The sequence below is a fragment of the Mucilaginibacter sp. genome (genome assembly GCF_036568825.1).
Taxonomy (GTDB): domain Bacteria; phylum Bacteroidota; class Bacteroidia; order Sphingobacteriales; family Sphingobacteriaceae; genus Mucilaginibacter.
In genome coordinates this window covers 1-18,356 of the sequence record NZ_DATCRU010000046.1, presented here as the reverse complement: position 1 = coordinate 18,356, position 18,356 = coordinate 1, and the positions used below count along the sequence as shown (strand labels likewise).

Genomic DNA, 18,356 nt, shown 5'->3' with positions numbered 1-18,356 from the left:
ATCCTAATCTCTAATTCTAAAATTTAAATCCGAAATCGAAAATCCGAAATTATTTTTCAATCACTTTTGCTACCAGGAAGTAATCCTTATCGTGCTTAGGCGCATTCAACAATGCTTCTTCGTATGTAACCTCTTGTTTTATTACATCCTCGCGCACCGTGTTGATCTCGTTGGTCATATACACCAAGGGCTCAATTCCTGATGTATCGATCTCATTCAACTTATCCATAAAACCGAGAATTTTGTTCATATCGGCAATCATTTTCTCCTTTTCGTCTTCAGCCAGTTCCAGTCTTGCCAAATGGGCTACTTTCTCTACGGTTTCCTTATCGATGTTCATTTTCCTCCAGTTTCTGTTTTATTACGTTATAAACCTCATCTTTAAGCAGATCAGCATCTTCAACAGTCATGTGGGCCGTTTCGATGGGTTTGTGTACAAATATATGACAAATCCCCGGTCTGCTGCCATACACGCCTCCCGAATCCCACATTACCTTCCAGGTATCCAGCGAACTAATAGGCAAAATAGGAATTTTCAACTCGATTGCCAGTCGGAACGGTCCATTTTTAAACTCCTGCAATTGCGGCGGGTAAATATCTTTAGAGATTGTTCCTTCCGGGAATATCACCACACTCATCCCCTGCGCCAGGCGTTCGCCGGTTTGCTTGAATGCTTTATAGGACGACATTTTGCTTTCACGATTGACAGGAATATCAATCGATCTGAAAAAAATACCCAATAATGGGTTATCCAACAGTTCGTGCTTACCCATAAAACAGAATGTATTTTTGAGCGCCTTGCTTACCGACATAATATCCAGGTTCGAAATATGGTTAGGGCACACAATATAGGTGCACGACCAATCTATAGATTGCTCGTACTGTATCTTATAAAATATCCCTGTAGTTGTGGAGCTAAATGCGGCGCACATCTTCCGCAACCGGTTCATCATCGGATATCTTAATGGCCTTTTAGAGGCGTAATAAATAAAAGGATAAAGCAGGTAAAATATAAACGAAATACTCAACCTGTAAAGTAAACGATGGAATTTTTTAAGGGCCAGGATCATCGATCTCAAAAATAGAAAACCCTTAACTTAAAGGCAAAAAATAATCTCTGTGAACTTGGTGATTGTTCTCCGCGATCTAGGTGGTGGAGATTTAACCACAAAGGTCACCGAAATTCTCACGGAGGACACTAAGAGCAAGCCGATTCAAACTTTTCTTTCATAATTCTGTACACTTCATCCCGCAAATTATCAGCATCCTCAACTTTCAGATTTTTGGTTTCGATAGGTTTATGTACATAAATATGGCATATACCGGGCTTACTACCATACTTTGTACCATTATCCCAAAGTAATTTCCAGTTATTCAATGAAGTAACAGGCACAATGGGCACACCTGCCTCAATAGCCAAACGAAAAGGCCCGTTTTTGAAATCATGTAATTGAGGCGGATAATCGTCCGGTATTTTTCCTTCCGGGAAGACGATCATGGTGATACCACTTTGAAGCTTTTCCATTGCCTTTTTAAAAGCCCTGTATGATGACATTTTACTTTCGCGATCGACTGGTATATCTATCGTTTTGAAAAACAAGCCGGTTACCAGACCTTCTGTTAATTCCTCTTTTCCCATAAATGAGCAATCATTTTTTACCAGCAAGCTCATGGCCGTGATATCCAGGTTGGAAGTATGGTTGGGGCAGATAACATATGGCCTGGTGCGATCAAATGGTACTTCGTAATTAAAACGATAAAATATGCCTGCGCAAGCTGAGCTCAGAAAGCCCCACAGCCGTCTGAACTTATGCATTTGCTTGTAAGTGGATGATTTGCGCGAAAAATACCAGAGAAAGGGGTAAAGCAAAAAGTAGAAGAGCGCCACGCTGCCCATATACAGGTAACAGTGTGCTTTCTTCAATATCAATTTCATCGACACCAAAAATATAAAAATTCCTTACTTTCGCGCCCATGGAAACTGTTGTTAGTGGTATACGTTCTACCGGGAAACTGCATTTGGGAAACTATTATGGAGCTATTCAAAACTTCGTAAAAATGCAGCATGAGTATAATTGCTTTTTCTTTATTGCTGATTGGCACTCGTTAACCACCCACCCTACTCCGTCTGACCTCCATAGCAACGTGAAACAGGTATTGGTGGAGTACCTTGCAGCAGGCCTCGATCCTGAGAAATCTACGTTATATGTTCAATCAGATGTGCCTGAAACCACCGAATTGTATCTGTACCTGAACATGAATGCCTATGTAGGCGAGTTGGAACGAAGTACATCTTTTAAAGACAAAGTTCGGGCTCATCCCGATAACGTGAACGCCGGTTTATTAACATACCCAGTTTTGATGGCTGCTGATATCATTCTTCACCGTGCTACCAAAGTGCCTGTGGGTAAGGATCAGGAGCAACACCTGGAAATGTCGCGCACATTTGCTAACCGTTTTAACCGGCTATATAATCACGACTATTTCCCTGAGCCATATGCGTTCAATTTCAGCGATAACCTGGTAAAAATTCCGGGCTTAGATGGCAAGGGTAAAATGGGTAAATCAGAAGGTGAAGGCAATGCGGTTTATCTGTCAGATTCACCTGAAGTTATCCGCAAAAAAGTAATGAGAGCGGTGACCGACAGCGGCCCAACTGCCGAAAATCAGGAAAAACCGGTTGAAATTGAAAACCTGTTTGATCTGCTTAAAGTTGTCTCTACTCCTGATACCTACGAACACTTCAATAATCTTTATAATACCTGCCAGATACGTTACGGTGATCTGAAAAAGCAATTGGCGGAGGATATGATCATTGCGACAGCGCCTATCCGCGAAAAAATAAATGACATCAGCCAGGATACCGCATATCTACGCCAGGTGGCACGTCATGGTGCGATAAAAGCACGCGAAAGTGCTGCGAAAACCATTCGTGAGGTGAGGGAAATTATCGGCTTCCGTAGTTTTTGATAGCGTATAGTTGATAGATCATAGTTCATAGCGTTTTTGCGAGCCGTCTTGGCTATGAACTATTAACCATGAACTATTAAAAAAATTGTGAGTTCATACTTCATAATGTATATTAGTCGGACGTAGTTAACTGTGGTTTCTATACTTCCCTGTGAAGAGCTATGAACCATCAACCGTAAACCATGAATTAAGACCATCGCATGCACATAGCTATCGTAGGAAACATCGGCGCCGGGAAAACCACCCTTACTGAATTACTGGCCAAAAACTATGGTTTTGAACCTCTTTACGAGGCTGCAGACAACAATCCTTACCTGGAAGATTTTTACAGCGATATGAAACGCTGGAGCTTTAACCTTCAGATATATTTCCTGAACAGCCGTTTCAGGCAGATACTGGATATTCAGCAAGGCAATAAAAACATCATACAGGACCGCACTATTTATGAGGATGCCTACATCTTCGCCGAAAACCTGCATGATATGGGCCTGATGACCACCCGCGACTATGAAAACTATCGTGCTATTTTTGATAATATCACCGCCTTTATAAAACCACCCGATCTGCTGGTTTACCTGAAAGCATCGGTACCTACTTTGGTTAACAACATTCAACGCCGTGGCCGCGAATACGAAATCGGTATCCGCCTGGATTATCTTTCCAAGCTGAATGACAAATACCAGAAATGGATAAACGGCTATAAACTGGGTAAACTGCTGATTTTGGACAAAGACAAACTCGATTTCGCCAACAACACCGACGATATGGCGACCATTGTAGAAAGGATTGAGCGGGAGATAAATGGGTTATTCTAAAGTTAAAAATGTTGTAATTGTTGTAAAGGTTGAAGTGGTTGTCTTTTTAAACTTCACCTATCCCTTTAAACATTTACAACCTCTACAACTACTACAACCATGCACATATTAGGTATCATTCCCGCCCGCTACGCTTCTACCCGCTTTCCAGGAAAGCCGCTGGTGGATATTGCCGGAAAGAGCATGATCCAGCGGGTTTATGAACAGGCCAAAAAGTGCTCTCAGTTATCAGAAGTGATCGTTGCGACGGATGATGACCGCATTTTTGAGCATGTAAACGGTTTTGGCGGCAAAGCGATGATGACTTCCGCTACCCATCAAAGTGGCACGGACCGCTGTGCTGAGGTAGCAGAAAAACATCCGGAATACGATGTAATTATCAATATTCAGGGTGATGAACCTTATATCGATCCGGAGCAGATCAGCAAATTGATCAATTGCTTTAATGATGCCGACACGCAACTTGCCACATTGGTAAAAAAAGTATCAAACGAGTATGAGTTGCATAATACCAGTTCGCCGAAGGTTATCATCAATAAAAACTCTGAGGCGATCTATTTTTCGCGCTCTCCCCTGCCTCATATACGTGGACAGGAGCCTCAAAACTGGCTGCTGCATTTTACTTATTTTAAACATATCGGCATTTATGGTTACCGGGCTGATGTTCTGAAGGAAATCACCAAACTTCCGGTATCTCCCCTCGAAAAAGCCGAAAGCCTGGAGCAATTACGCTGGATAGAAAACGGTTATAAAATAAAAGTAGCCGAAACGGAGATTGAAACGATTGCTATTGATACGCCGGATGATTTGAAAAAGCTTATATTTGAGTAAGAAAATATTTTACCAACCTTATTGTAATGAAAGTAAAAATAACTTCCCTAATAGCAATCTGTTTGCTGTTTTTTAGCATTACGTCATTCGCGCAAGATGAGAGTTTCAACGACTATATCATAACTCTAAAAAATGATACAATTAAATGTGAGCTTCATAGTAGTAACAACGTAGATTGGTTTAAATATCAAATTGAAGGTGTCAAGGGTTCAAAAAAACTAAATGCCGATAGTATTAATGGCTATTATTCATCGAAAGATTCCGTGTTATTTTTATCCAAACATACACCTGGTCCAGGAGGACGTACATTTCTTCAATTGCTTGAACGAGGACAAATAAATTTATATGAACTCAACTCAGGAAGTGACACATATTGGTATGAGGAGAAAAATGGAGATTCTTTAAAATTGATTAAAATGTACAGAAATTCAGTTCATATTGGCGATAATAGTTACGAGGCGAATACTTCACGCAAAGAACGTCAGCAGAATTTATTTAATGCACTTGCAGATAACCCAGAATTACTACAACGTTTCAAAAATGCCATTAAAGACGTTAATTATGGCTTCAAACTAATTCAGTACTACATAAAGACCTATAACGATGAATATTTTGAGAACCATAAAAGTTCTAAATAAATCGATTCCGTCTGAACCAGAGTTCTCAGAATTAAATAATTTAAAGAATTGTAATTCTGAGAATTTTAAAATTCGATAAATTCAGGTTCAGACAATCACCTGACTTTCCAACCTTTCAACTTTCCAACTTTACAACAAGTTAACATTCTCCACATCCCGATTCCTTTTCAACATTTGTGATTTCAGCAAGCAAAGTCTGAAAATTTTGCTACTTTTGTATCCCGTACACAAACAAAAGGTGCAGGTGTAAAAACAGGCGCCAAATACACAATATCATCATGACTAAATACATTTTTGTGACGGGCGGCGTTACTTCGTCGTTAGGGAAAGGCATTATTTCTGCCTCTCTGGCCAAACTTCTTCAATCGCGCGGATACCGCGTTACGATCCAAAAGTTCGACCCATACATCAACATCGATCCCGGAACACTTAACCCTTATGAGCATGGTGAATGCTATGTTACTGAAGACGGTGCCGAAACCGATCTTGACCTTGGCCATTACGAGCGTTTTTTGAATACTCCAACCTCGCAAGCCAACAATATTACCACCGGTCGTATTTATCAGAACGTGATCAATAAGGAGCGTGAAGGTGCTTTTTTAGGTAAAACTGTCCAGGTAGTGCCTCACATTACTGATGAGATCAAAAGAAACATCCGTTTATTGGGCGAAAGCGGCGATTATGATATCGTAATCACTGAATTAGGCGGAACGGTAGGTGACATCGAATCCTTACCTTACATTGAAGCTGTGCGCCAATTCAGGTGGGAAACCGGTTCAGGCAACTCGTTGGTTATACATCTGACTTTGATCCCATTCCTTGCTGCTGCAGGCGAATTGAAGACCAAACCTACACAGCACTCTGTGAAGATGCTGCTGGAATACGGTATCCAACCAGATATCCTGGTTTGCCGTACCGAGCACCACATCAATATGGAAATCCGCAAAAAAATCGCATTGTTCTGTAACGTAAATATCAACGCAGTTATCGAGTCGATCGACGCTTCTACAATATATGATGTGCCGTTGCTGATGCTAAAAGAACAGTTGGATAAAACGGTATTGACCAAGCTGAAACTTTCTCATAAAAATGAGCCCGAGCTGGAGAGCTGGAAAGATTTCCTGGGTCGTTTGAAAAATCCAACTTCGGAGGTGCGTATTGGTCTGGTGGGTAAATATGTGGAGCTGCCGGATGCTTATAAATCCATCACCGAATCGTTTATTCATGCCGGTGCGAAGAATGAGTGTAAAGTACGTGTTGAATATATCCCATCTGAACAATTGACTCCCGGCAATGCTATTGAACGCCTGAGGGGTCTGCATGGTGTATTGGTTGCGCCGGGTTTTGGCGAGCGCGGTTTTGAAGGTAAAATCGAGGCAATACGCTACGTACGTGAAAATAATATTCCATTCTTCGGCATCTGTTTGGGTATGCAATGTGCGGTTGTAGAGTTTGGTCGTAATGTTTTGGGGTTGAAAAATGCCAATAGTACTGAAATGAACGAACATACCCCTCATCCCGTGATCGCCATGATGGAAGAGCAGAAGAAGATTAAAAACAAAGGTGGTACCATGCGTTTAGGCGCTTATCCTTGTGATATAAAGAAAAACACAAAAGCGGCTGCCATATACGGGAAAACGCATATTACTGAGCGTCACCGCCATCGTTTTGAGTTCAACAACAAGTATCTGAAACAATATGAAGAAGCCGGAATGATCCCGTCAGGCATCAACCCGGATAACGGTCTGGTAGAGATCATTGAGCTGAAAAATCATCCATTTTTTGTGGGCGGACAATTTCACCCGGAATTAAAATCAACAGTTGCTAATCCTCACCCACTTTTTGTTAACTTTGTCGCCGCTTCGCTGGCATATGCCCGCAAGAAGTAAATAGTACGATAACAATAAAATGGATAAGAATACAATAACAGGGTTTGTACTGATCGTTCTGATCATGCTGGGGTCTTATTTTCTTTTGAAGCCCTCGGATGCTGATATAAAAAAGGAGCAGTTACTACAGGACTCGATTAAAAGAGCAAAAGCAGCCACTGCGGCTTCTAAAGCTACAAAACCCGATACTTCAAAAAAAACTGTCACTTTAGCTGACTCTGCATTAAAGAAAATACCTTTCGGCGTTGCAACTGTAGGCAGCGAACAATTCGTTACCCTTGAAAACCAGGAGCTGCGTGTAAAACTTAGCAATAAAGGTGGCCGCGTTTATTCAGTTGAGCTGAAAAAATTTAAGACCTTCGATAAAAAGCCGTTGATCTTATTTGATGGTGAGAATAACCACTTCGGGTTGACTTTCCGTGCCCAGGATAAGAATATCAATACTGATGAGCTTTACTTTACGCCAAGTGCTCAAAACCTGACTGTAGCTGAAAAAGACTCCAGTACATTAACGATGCGCCTGAGTTATAGTCCTACTCAATACATCGATTACATCTATTCATTAAAGGGAACAGGCTTCAAACTTGGTCTGACCATCAAGACTACAGGTCTTGATAATGTAATGGCGAACAGCAATACCCTTAACCTGGATTGGCAGGCAAGCCTGCACAAGCAGGAAAAAGATATGAAGCAGGAGCGTCAATACTCATCAGTATATTATTACAATTCGGATAATGATGTAGATTGGCTGAGTGAAGGTAAAGACGATCAGAAAACAATTGCTGATAAGAAATTGCAATGGGTAGCTTTTAAACAGCACTTCTTCTCAAACATCCTGATTGCTAAACAAGGTATTGATAAATCGAGCCTGGCAGTTAGCACTGATGTAACTAACAATGCTGATGTTAAGCAAATGAAAGCTGACTTATCATTTGCACGGTCAGCAGATGGCAGCTTACCGTTGGAATTCTACTTCGGACCAAACCGTTTCAGCACACTCAAAGCAGAAGGCCACGATTTGGATAAAGTGATTAGCTTAGGTTGGGGACCGTTAAAATACATCAACCGTTTTGCAGTATTGCCTGTATTCAACTTCCTGAAACAGTTTAACTGGAATTATGGCTTGATTATCCTGGCTCTGACCGTTCTGCTGAAATTGGTACTGTCTCCGCTTACCTACAAATCATACCTTTCAATGGCTAAGATGAGAATTCTAAAGCCTGAAATGGATGAGATAAAGGCAAAAGTTGGCGATGACAACCCGACCCTGCTGCAACAGGAATACATGAAACTGTATAAAAAAGCAGGTGTGAATCCATTGGGTGGATGTTTGCCTTTATTGCTGCAAATGCCTATCGTAATTGCCTTCTTCCGCTTTTTCCCGAGCTTGTTTGAGCTTCGTGGTGAGAGTTTCCTGTGGATGCATGACCTATCTACCTATGATTCGGTGATCAGCTTCTCACCAGTGTTCGGTGTAGACCACATCAGTTTAATGTGTTTGCTGATGACCATATCTACTTTGGTTTATACTTATTTTAACAACCAGATATCAGGTGCAACAGGACAAATGAAATACATCGGGTATATTACCCCGATCATCTTCCTGATCACACTGAACAACTATCCTGCCGGTTTGAACTATTATTACTTCTTGGCCAACATGTTCACATTCGGCCAGCAATACCTGATCAGGCTGATGGTCGACGATAAAAAGATTCACGCGCAGATACAGGAAAACAAAAAGAAACCGGAAGAAAAGAAAAAGAAATCAGGTTTCCAGGCCCGTATGGAAGAGGCCATGCGTCAGCAACAACAGATACAGTCGAAGAAGAAGTGATCGGTTAACCTGTGACCAGCGATTAATTATTTGTGCCCTGACTAAGTTCAGGGCATTTTTATTTTCAAAAAATTCTCACCCGATAACTGGTCTCTGATTAACTAATCACTAAATTTGAACCCATGTACGCTATTGTGGATATAGAAACGACGGGAGGGCATGCCAGTTCAAACGGCATTACTGAAGTTGCTATATGTCTGCATGATGGGAAGAAGGTTACGCAGCGCTATAGCACCCTTGTCAATCCCGGACAGGAAATTCCGGTGTACATTCGCGCTTTGACAGGCATCACTAACGAGATGGTGCAGGATGCACCGCCATTTGAGGATGTTGCTGCAGATATCTATCACTTGCTTCACGGAAAGATATTCGTTGCCCACAATGTCAATTTTGATTTCTCGTTTATCCGATACCACTTGTTGGCTGCCGGGTACGATCTGCAAAGTAATAAACTGTGTACAGTAAGGCTTGGCCGTAAGATTTTGCCGGGCATGCCATCCTATAGTTTGGGAAAACTGTGCCGGCATCTGGGAATTGAAAATAATGATCGTCACCGGGCTTTAGGAGATGCGGAGGCTACGGCTACATTATTCTCTCTCTTGCTTCAGAATGATAATAGCAATCATATTGGCCAGGCACTTAAACACCGCTCGAGGGAGCAGGTGTTACCTGCCAATCTGCCAAAAGAAGATATAGATCAACTCCCCTATACACCTGGCGTCTATTATTTCCATAACGAAAAGGGTAAAGTGATCTACGTTGGCAAGGCACGTAATATCAAGCAACGGGTTTGCAGTCATTTCTCGGGTAATAACCCAGGTTTGCAGCGACAGGAGTTTTTACGCAATATCCACCATATATCCTATCAAAGTTGCGGTACAGAATTGATCGCTTTTGTGCTGGAGGCTATTGAGATCAAACGTCTGTGGCCAAAATATAACCGTTCATTAAAGCGTTTTGAGCATGCTTATGGACTATATGTATTTGAGGATCAAAACGGATATTTAAGACTGGCAGTAGATAAACGCCGAAAGCTTACCCAACCAATATACACCTGTAATTCCTTACTGGATGGTAGGAACCTGTTGCTCAAATTGATTGACGAATTTGAGCTCTGCCCGAAACTCTGCTTTATACAAACCAATAATGAACCTTGCACCGGTGTTATGCAACACCTATGTGCTTGCGAGGGCATTGAAACTGTAGAAGACTATAACCGGAAAGTAGATCAAGCTATTTCCCAATTAAAGGATGCCCTGCCTACATTTGCTATACGCGATGAAGGTCGCCAGTTAGATGAGCACAGCTGTATCCTGATTGAAAAAGGTCAGTTTTATGGCATGGGTTATATTTCCCATTATTTTGACGTAGACAACCTCGATCAACTTAAAAATCACCTTACCCAATACCCGGGAAATGACTATATCCGGAATATGGTATCGAACTATGCTTTGAGGTATCCTGAAAGGACGATGGTGTTTGCTTGATTTACGATTTTAGATGTACGAATTACGATTTATTATGACCCGACTTTAAAATCGTAAATCTAAATTCGTAAATCGCAAATCAAATAATTCCCGCTTTTTCCAGCTCCGTCTGCATTTGCTGCTGAACCCTTAAAGCTTCTGCTCTCGCAGCGTCAGCAAAGTCTTCACCGTTTGAAGCATAGATAATCGCCCTGGAACTGTTGACGATCAGGCCGCAATCTTTTGTCATACCATATTTGCAAACATCTTCAAGACTACCGCCCTGCGCACCAATCCCCGGCACAAGCAGGAAATTATCCGGCGCATATTTGCGGATATTGGTGAATTCGGTGCTCTTGGTAGCTCCTACCACATACATCAGGCGGTCGGCACCGGCCCAGGTATTGGCTTTTTGAATGACGGTTTCGTAAAGCGTTCCGCCGTTTATGTCAAGATATTGAAAATCCTTACTGCCTACTGATGAAGTTAAGGCAAGCAAAATCACCCATTTGCCTTCAAAAGCAAGAAAAGGTGTCACGCTGTCATTTCCCATATATGGGGCAACAGTTATAGCGTCAAAATCCATTCCTGTGGCTTCTTTATCAAAAAACGCACGGGCATACATACCGGATGTATTGCCGATGTCTCCCCGCTTGGCATCAATAATGCTCAGGCAATCTTTTGGCAAATATTCAGAAGTAGCTATCAAACTTTGTAACCCTTTTATGCCATGACGCTCGTAGAAAGCAGCATTGGGTTTATAGGCAATGCATAGGTCTTTAGTGGTATCGATGATGCGCTTATTAAACTCAAATATCGGATCTGGATATTCCTTTAAAAATGCGGGTATCTTATCGATATCGGTATCAAGCCCTACACACAGGAAAGATTTTTTTTGTTTTATCTGTTGAATGAGTTGCTGGCGGGAAAGCATTAGCGCGTATTATTTTCTGCTGCAAAAAAACTAAAAAATAAGCTAAGTGTTGATACACAAACATATTTTTCCAAAATTTTTGTTTTGTTAATATTAATGAGTAAAATTGCAGCGTTATCCTTTTGAATTTTTCTTGCGCTAAAGAAACAATTTAAAAATCCACAAGCTATAAATTTTTAGATATTGCGTAAGCAGAGCCGCAGGACAATTTCTCTCAAGTAAAATATTCCATTTGAACTATTATTTATATCCATGTCTGATACCACAGAATTGAACGACAAACTCGTTTCAGAGTTGCGCGAAATGGCGAAGAGTTTAGGTATTGCTGAAGCCGAAGAACTGCGAAAATCACAACTGATTAGCAGGATCGTGGAACAACAACAACTAATAGAAGCAGCCCGCGCCCAGCAGGCAGCTATGAACGATAATTATAGCGAAATAAAATCAGCCGCCGCCGATGCAGAGCCTGCCGAAAGAAATCGCAAAAGAACACGTACTACCAAATCAAAAAGCAGCCCTCGTGTAGAGGTCCCTCTGGATGACACTACGCTGTTTGATGTTCCTGATGAAGAGAGCATTGCGGAAGATAATGAAGATGCACCTATAGTTGCATCAGCTCCGATAACTGAAGACCAGGAAGCCCCGGTAATTAAGTCTGACGAGGCGGCAGGTGAAGCAAGACCTCAAAAATTTGAGCGCCGCTTTAACAACAACCAAAATCAGCAAAAAAACCAGGAGCCTGCTATCAATCTTGATTTTGATAATGTCATTGTAAATGAAGGCGTTCTGGAAATTATGCCTGATGGCTATGGTTTCTTAAGATCATCTGATTATAACTACCTGACTTCTCCTGATGATATTTACGTATCGCAGTCGCAGATAAAATTATTCGGTTTAAAAACCGGTGATACCGTTCGCGGAAGCATCCGTCCGCCAAAAGAAGGTGAAAAATACTTCCCGCTGGTAAGGGTTGAAGCCATCAATGGCCGTATCCCTGCCGAAGTGCGCGACCGTGTTCCTTTCGATCACTTAACACCGCTTTTCCCGTCTGAAAGACTGGAATTGTTCACTGATTCGGGCAATTATTCAACCCGCATCATGGACCTGTTTTCCCCTATTGGTAAAGGTCAGCGCGGTTTGATCGTAGCACAGCCTAAAACTGGTAAAACCATGTTACTGAAGGATGTAGCAAATGCTATCGCTAAAAATCACCCTGAAGTTTACCTGATCATCCTACTGATAGACGAACGCCCGGAAGAAGTTACCGATATGGCCCGCAGCGTACGTGCCGAGGTGGTATCATCAACTTTTGATGAGCCGGCTGAACGCCACGTAAAAATTGCCAATATCGTACTGGAAAAAGCAAAACGTATGGTTGAATGCGGTCACGACGTTGTGATCCTGCTCGACTCGATCACCCGTTTGGCCCGTGCTTATAATACTGTGGCTCCTGCTTCTGGTAAAATATTATCTGGTGGTGTGGATGCTAACGCATTACATAAACCTAAGCGTTTCTTCGGTGCTGCACGTAACATCGAGGACGGTGGTTCATTAACTATCATTGCTACAGCACTTACCGAAACCGGCTCTAAGATGGACGAAGTGATCTTCGAAGAGTTTAAAGGTACCGGCAACATGGAGCTGCAGCTCGACCGTAAGCTATCTAACAAACGTATATTCCCTGCTATCGATATCACCGCTTCAAGTACCCGCCGCGACGATCTGTTGCTGGAACGCGATACTTTACAGCGTGTTTGGATATTGCGCAACCATTTGGCAGATATGAACTCGCAGGAAGCGATGGAGTTTTTGCAGGCACAGATAAAAGGCACAAAAACCAACGAAGAATTCCTGATCTCGATGAATTCTTAATAGCTTTGAGATTGTGAAGTTATGATTGATATATCATAACTTCACGATTTCTTTATAAACCCTGCATATCTTCGCCCCGAGAAATGAATACACGCGTAAGTAAACATGTTCCCAATGCCATTACCTGTGCTAACTTGTTCAGCGGTTGCGTCGGGATTGTTTTTGCCTTCCAGGAAAACCTGATATTTGCATCCTACGCTCTTTTCTTAGCCGCAATATTTGATTTTTTTGATGGCTTTGCCTCCCGAGTATTGCAATCATTTTCCCATATCGGGAAAGACCTTGATTCGCTGGCTGATATGGTGAGCTTTGGCTTTTTGCCTTCGGCTATCTTATATGAGTTGTTCTTAAAAACTCCTCAAATCCCTAATGTTAGTCCGTGGCTCAATTTCAGCGCTTTCCTGATCTCGGTTTTTTCGGCGTTAAGATTGGCTAAATTCAATAATGATACCCGCCAGGCAGAGAGCTTCATAGGTTTACCTACCCCAGCAAATGCCATATTAATAGCATCGTTACCTTTTATACTAGAACATCATGCCAATTTTGGTGATTTTATATTAAACGTATATGTGCTGGCCGTTTTCGTCCTGATAATGTGTTCGCTATTAGTGGCTGAGCTGCCTTTAATGTCGCTCAAATTCAAAAACACCGACCTTGACAAGAACATTTATCGTTATTTATTACTGCTGTTTTCGGCAATATTGATACTATTTTTTAAATTTGCGGCGGTTCCGGTGATCATAATCATATATATCACCCTATCTATCATTCAATATAAGTTCTCTAATGACAAAGTTTCAGGCTGAAATCGACGTAATGCCCAAAAAGGAAATTCTTGACCCTCAAGGAAAAGCTGTGACCGGTAGTATGAAAAATCTTGGATTGACCGAGATACATAACGTACGCATCGGCAAGCATGTTTCGCTCGAAATTGAAGCTGAAAACGAAGAAATTGCCAACTCAAAAGTAGAACAAGCCTGCAAAAGCCTGTTAGCTAACCTGATTATGGAAAGCTACAGCTTCACGATCCACAAAATTTAAATTCCGGCTTCTTTCTCAGCTTTGATGCGTGAAAGCTCTGAGAGGTTGTTTTCGATCAGATCTTTTGCCAGAGTGTATTTTGCCTTTATCTGCTCCGGCTCCTGTCCGCCTGCTTTACAAAGTAACTCCACCTCCTGCAATAAACCCTGGGAAATAAGCATCCCAAAAAAGCCCATGGATGGTTTGAGTTTATGAGCAGACGCCGCAGCGGCAAGCCAGTCTGTTGATTGCAATGCCTGATCGATGCTGTTCAGCATTTCAGGGGCCTGTTGCAATAACATGTCAATAGATTCTACGACGAATTCGTCGCTGCCATCAGCAATTTCGTATAAAAAGGTAAGATCAAGATCTGGTGTAGCTGAGCTATCCGGCATGTTTAGGCTGGTATATTATTATAAATTCAGTTAGTTATTGTTAAATCAAAATTATAACTTTTTTACGACCAAGTTATCTTTAAGTTCGTTTTTAAGTTGAAAAATACTTTTTTCAAGTACAGGGTGCTGCAAATCGGGTGCCAATTCGTTTAGCGGCTCAAGGGTGAACTTCCTGTTCTGCAATTCAGGGTGTGGCACTATAAGACCCGGTTCATTAATAATATCATGCCCATAAAACAAAATATCGATATCGATAATACGCGATCCCCACTTCTCTTCACGTATACGGCCCATTTTTGTTTCGATCTGTAATATTTTTTCTAGTACCTGCCTGGCTGATAGCGCTGTATTTACCCGCACTACCTGGTTCAGGTAATTGGGCTCGTCGTTTTTACCCCAGGCTTCAGTTTCATAAACTGATGATGTTTGTACTATACCTCCTAATTCCGTCTCAATCAGATGGATGGCTTTCTGCAGATATTCGCTCCTATCGCCCAGGTTACTCCCTAATAACAAAAAAACATCAATCATTGTTGTAACAAATATTATAGATAAAGCTCTTAATATTATACATATTGAATTACTAAGTTTGCATAGATAAAAGATTTATAATATTTAATGAAACAATTCTTCAAATTTGTTTTCGCCACGGTGGTGGGGATTATTTTGTGCAGTGTGATATTTTTGGTTGTTATCGTGGGTATAATAATGGCGGCTGCAAGTGGAGATAAACATGTAGAAATTGATTCAGACTCATACCTGCACATCGCACTTACCCGCGAAATCCCCGAACGTACTCCCTATAATCCGCTTTCCGGACTTGATTTTTTAGGGATTGACGGTGATAAAAATTTAGGCCTTAACGATATCCTCGCCAATATTAAAAGAGCAAAGATCGACAAAAATATAAAAGGCATTTTCCTGGATGAAAGCTATATGCTTTCGGGACAGGCTACTACGGAGGAAATACGTAATGCACTTATTGATTTTAAGAAATCGGGTAAGTTTATTATCGCCTATTCCGAGGTTTACACACAAGGGTTTTACTACCTGGCATCGGTGGCCGATAAGGTATATATTAACCCTAAAGGCATATTTGAGTTTAGCGGGTTCCACTCAGAGATCACTTTCTTTAAAGGGGCTCTGGATAAATTAGGCATTGAAGCACAGGTAATTAAAGTAGGCACCTACAAAAGTGCTGTTGAACCTTATGTGCTGACCAAAATGAGCGATGCCAATCGCGAACAAGTTAATTCTTATATCGGTTCCTTATATAACTTTTTCCTGACTAATATCAGTAAGAGCCGCAAGATCAGTAAAGACTCGCTATCCTATATCGCCAATAATCTGAAGATACAATTTCCGGAAGACGCGCTGAAATATAAATTAGTTGACGGCTTAAAATACAAAGATGAAGTGCTGGATGAGCTAAGGGACCGCACCGGAATAGGCTCAAAATCAGACCTTCATAAAGTTGAGATGGGCGATTATGCAGCCGGCAATAATACCTCCTCAAAAGATGATGATGATTCAAAGAAAACCATCAAGAACCAGATAGCCATTGTTTATGCTTCAGGCGAAATCAATGGTGGTGAAGGCGATGATAATACGATTGGTTCAGCAAAAATATCGGCTGCATTACGCAAAGTAAGACTGGATGATAATGTAAAAGCGGTTGTTTTCCGGGTAAATTCCCCTGGTGGTAGTTCGCTGGCATCTGATGTAATTTGGCGCGAGGTAATGCTGACTAAAAAGGTTAAACCGATCATCGTTTCTATGGGCGACTTGGCAGCATCGGGTGGCTATTATATTTCGTGCGCAGCAGATTCTATTATTGCCGAGCCTAATACCTTGACTGGCTCTATCGGCATTTTTGCGATTATCCCTAATCTGCAAAAATTGTTTAATGATAAGCTGGGAATCACCTTTGACGGTGTAAAAACCGGTAAATATTCTGACTTGGGCGACATCAGCAAGCCACTTTCACCTGAAGAAAAAGCCATTTTGCAAAACAATGTAAACCATGGTTACGACGACTTTACCAAGGCAGTTGCCGAAGGCCGCCATAAAACACAGGCCTATATTAATAGTATTGGACAGGGTCGCGTGTGGACCGGCGAACAGGCTGTAAAAATCGGTTTGGTTGATCGTCTGGGCAACATCAATGACGCCATTTGGTCAGCATCAAAGAAGGCGAACATCAAAAAATTCAAACTGGTTGAATATCCGGAACAAAAGAAGGGTGTATTCAACAAGTTCGGCACAGATATTAGTGCGCAAATGAAAGCGCACTTTGTAAAGTCAGAACTGGGCGACAATTACCGTTATTACGAACAGATTAAAGGCCTTACGCAAATGGCGCGCACTCCGCAAATGAGAATGCCTTATGATATTGTGATCAAGTAAGCTAAGGCTTTTTAACATTAAATTCCTTTTCGCCATAAATAACGTCGTTATTAGTAATGCCCTGTATAATAATTTTAAACGGACCTGTGATGTCACTGGTATAAAAGCTCAAACTGGTTTCTTCCTTAGAATTAATATAACAGGCATGCTTCCAGAAAATGGTCGACTGGTACTCGGGTTGTGAGGGGTTGATGATTGAATAGTCTTCGCCATAGAACTCTTTGCTATATTTGATACCACTGATCGCAATTGCCGATTGACCATTGTTGGGTATGGTGCAACCTGTATAATAGATCTCTGAATATTGGTCATTTGACTTGAAAGTTTTCTGCATAGTTTTTGGGTTCACTCTCTGTGTTTCGATAAAATATTTTTCTCCTTTTTTTGGTGGTCTATTCAATGGATTATTAAAGTGGTATTGGCAATTCAATACATTTTTATAACACACATAGTCACCGCAAGCATTTGATCCATAAGAATTGAAAAATGAAGTTGGTTTAAAATCATCATCTTTAGTTCCCTTTATTACAACCGTTTTTAGATTAATTGCCCTTTCAAAACCGTCAATTATGTCGTTTTGGGCATCCTGCCTAACATAATAATAGTAAGGGATAAATGAATCGATCAACTGATCGTTCACCTTTTCAAAATCCTTATTAAGAACTATTTGTTCATCCAAATCTTTACCATTTAATTGTAGAATAACAGACTTATTTAAGTCAGTCATAATATAATGATCTTCCAGTTCAAATCGTCCATTATTATCCGTTTGTATAACTTTTACAATTGAATCATTTCTTATCATCAAGGGCGTGGGTTCTTTTAGTTCAAATTTTCCTCTCTTCACACATCCTCCCAAAATCATACGGCTCATAGCAAGAGTTGTATCTATTGCATTTGCATTATAAATATCCTGCCATTTATATCTTCTCCAGCCTTTTATCAACAATATATTTTCAAGATAAGCTCTATCATCAGGCGTTTGTCCCATGTAATTTACTTTTACCGGCATATTCTCCAGTTCATTCATCAGATAAACATAGCTTTCGATATCGTTGGCTTTCCTGATCTCCATCCTGTTACTTTGTACACATGCTATTGAAACCATCCCTTTAAGTGTGTCCAATGCTTGAGAGTTCATCTTTAATTTTAGTTCGACTTTCTGTCGGGTAGTATAATCAGAACTGTTTGTCACGATGTCCATTTTTACCCGCCTATCATAATGTGCAAAGAATATACGTTCCGCACATGGCCGCTGCAGACTATCAAGCACGGTTATAGTA

At 41.1% G+C, this 18,356-nt stretch carries 19 protein-coding genes; 11 read left to right on the top strand and 8 right to left on the bottom strand.

Annotation, left to right across the window (positions count from 1 at the left end):
* Positions 1-49: 49 nt before the first annotated feature.
* The 4 genes from gatC to VIM89_RS09300 all read right to left on the bottom strand — a co-directional run bounded on the left by gatC (position 50) and on the right by VIM89_RS09300 (position 1,976).
* Positions 50-340: an Asp-tRNA(Asn)/Glu-tRNA(Gln) amidotransferase subunit GatC gene (gatC, locus tag VIM89_RS09315; RefSeq protein WP_488155885.1), complete on the bottom strand. Its 291-nt coding sequence runs from the start codon at positions 338-340 to the stop codon at positions 50-52.
* On the bottom strand, positions 327-1,070 hold the full coding sequence (locus tag VIM89_RS09310; RefSeq protein WP_488155884.1) for a lysophospholipid acyltransferase family protein: 744 nt from the start codon (positions 1,068-1,070) through the stop codon (positions 327-329). Before VIM89_RS09310 ends, gatC begins: the two co-directional genes overlap by 14 nt.
* A gap of 128 nt (positions 1,071-1,198) precedes the next feature.
* The gene (locus VIM89_RS09305) at positions 1,199-1,816 is read right to left on the bottom strand and encodes a lysophospholipid acyltransferase family protein (RefSeq protein ID WP_488155883.1); all 618 of its coding nucleotides are present in this window, start codon (positions 1,814-1,816) and stop codon (positions 1,199-1,201) included.
* Positions 1,809-1,976 (bottom strand): hypothetical protein, encoded by a 168-nt coding sequence (locus tag VIM89_RS09300; RefSeq protein ID WP_488155882.1) that lies wholly within the window; start codon positions 1,974-1,976, stop codon positions 1,809-1,811. The genes VIM89_RS09305 and VIM89_RS09300 overlap by 8 nt, the downstream gene beginning before the upstream one ends.
* Between VIM89_RS09300 and trpS the strand changes: the two genes are divergently transcribed.
* From trpS to VIM89_RS09265, 7 genes are all read left to right on the top strand, one after another.
* Positions 1,975-2,970, top strand: a complete 996-nt coding sequence (gene trpS / locus VIM89_RS09295; RefSeq protein WP_488155881.1) for a tryptophan--tRNA ligase — start codon at positions 1,975-1,977, stop codon at positions 2,968-2,970. The genes VIM89_RS09300 and trpS overlap by 2 nt on opposite strands.
* A 200-nt stretch (positions 2,971-3,170) precedes the next feature.
* A complete protein-coding gene (locus tag VIM89_RS09290) occupies positions 3,171-3,785 on the top strand; it encodes a deoxynucleoside kinase (RefSeq protein WP_488155880.1) in 615 nt (204 codons plus the stop codon).
* Positions 3,786-3,884: 99 nt separating this feature from the next.
* The gene (kdsB, locus tag VIM89_RS09285) at positions 3,885-4,616 is read left to right on the top strand and encodes a 3-deoxy-manno-octulosonate cytidylyltransferase (protein WP_488155879.1); all 732 of its coding nucleotides are present in this window, start codon (positions 3,885-3,887) and stop codon (positions 4,614-4,616) included.
* 26 nt (positions 4,617-4,642) lie between these two features.
* On the top strand, positions 4,643-5,254 hold the full coding sequence (locus VIM89_RS09280; protein WP_488155878.1) for a hypothetical protein: 612 nt from the start codon (positions 4,643-4,645) through the stop codon (positions 5,252-5,254).
* A 278-nt stretch (positions 5,255-5,532) separates the two neighbouring features.
* Entirely contained in the window at positions 5,533-7,143 is a 1,611-nt protein-coding gene (pyrG, locus tag VIM89_RS09275; RefSeq protein WP_488155877.1) for a CTP synthase, read from the top strand.
* A 19-nt stretch (positions 7,144-7,162) separates the two neighbouring features.
* The gene (yidC, locus tag VIM89_RS09270) at positions 7,163-8,980 is read left to right on the top strand and encodes a membrane protein insertase YidC (RefSeq protein WP_488155876.1); all 1,818 of its coding nucleotides are present in this window, start codon (positions 7,163-7,165) and stop codon (positions 8,978-8,980) included.
* Positions 8,981-9,102: 122 nt separating this feature from the next.
* Positions 9,103-10,467, top strand: coding sequence for an exonuclease domain-containing protein (locus VIM89_RS09265; protein ID WP_488155875.1), 1,365 nt, complete (start codon positions 9,103-9,105; stop codon positions 10,465-10,467).
* 79 nt (positions 10,468-10,546) lie between these two features.
* Here VIM89_RS09265 and pyrF read toward each other — a convergent pair whose 3' ends face one another.
* Entirely contained in the window at positions 10,547-11,380 is an 834-nt protein-coding gene (gene pyrF, locus VIM89_RS09260; protein WP_488155874.1) for an orotidine-5'-phosphate decarboxylase, read from the bottom strand.
* Positions 11,381-11,632: 252 nt separating this feature from the next.
* Between pyrF and rho the strand changes: the two genes are divergently transcribed.
* The 3 genes from rho to purS all read left to right on the top strand — a co-directional run bounded on the left by rho (position 11,633) and on the right by purS (position 14,293).
* The gene (gene rho / locus VIM89_RS09255) at positions 11,633-13,252 is read left to right on the top strand and encodes a transcription termination factor Rho (protein WP_488155873.1); all 1,620 of its coding nucleotides are present in this window, start codon (positions 11,633-11,635) and stop codon (positions 13,250-13,252) included.
* Between the two features lie 83 nt (positions 13,253-13,335).
* Positions 13,336-14,058: a CDP-alcohol phosphatidyltransferase family protein gene (locus VIM89_RS09250; RefSeq protein WP_488155872.1), complete on the top strand. Its 723-nt coding sequence runs from the start codon at positions 13,336-13,338 to the stop codon at positions 14,056-14,058.
* Positions 14,039-14,293 carry a phosphoribosylformylglycinamidine synthase subunit PurS gene (gene purS, locus VIM89_RS09245; protein ID WP_488155871.1) on the top strand — a complete coding sequence of 85 codons (255 nt, stop codon included), beginning with the start codon at positions 14,039-14,041 and terminating at the stop codon, positions 14,291-14,293. Before VIM89_RS09250 ends, purS begins: the two co-directional genes overlap by 20 nt.
* On the opposite strand, the gene VIM89_RS09240 is transcribed toward purS, so the two are convergent.
* Positions 14,290-14,667 carry an Hpt domain-containing protein gene (locus VIM89_RS09240; protein ID WP_488155870.1) on the bottom strand — a complete coding sequence of 126 codons (378 nt, stop codon included), beginning with the start codon at positions 14,665-14,667 and terminating at the stop codon, positions 14,290-14,292. The genes purS and VIM89_RS09240 overlap by 4 nt on opposite strands.
* 51 nt (positions 14,668-14,718) lie before the next feature.
* On the bottom strand, positions 14,719-15,198 hold the full coding sequence (folK, locus tag VIM89_RS09235) for a 2-amino-4-hydroxy-6-hydroxymethyldihydropteridine diphosphokinase (RefSeq protein ID WP_488155869.1): 480 nt from the start codon (positions 15,196-15,198) through the stop codon (positions 14,719-14,721).
* 87 nt (positions 15,199-15,285) lie between these two features.
* On the opposite strand from folK, the gene sppA reads away from it, so the two are divergent.
* The gene (sppA, locus tag VIM89_RS09230) at positions 15,286-17,073 is read left to right on the top strand and encodes a signal peptide peptidase SppA (protein WP_488155868.1); all 1,788 of its coding nucleotides are present in this window, start codon (positions 15,286-15,288) and stop codon (positions 17,071-17,073) included.
* 1 nt (position 17,074) lies between these two features.
* Here the strand turns inward: sppA and VIM89_RS09225 are convergent.
* A partial coding sequence (locus VIM89_RS09225) for a hypothetical protein (protein ID WP_488155867.1) occupies positions 17,075-18,356 on the bottom strand: 1,282 nt, incomplete at its 5' end.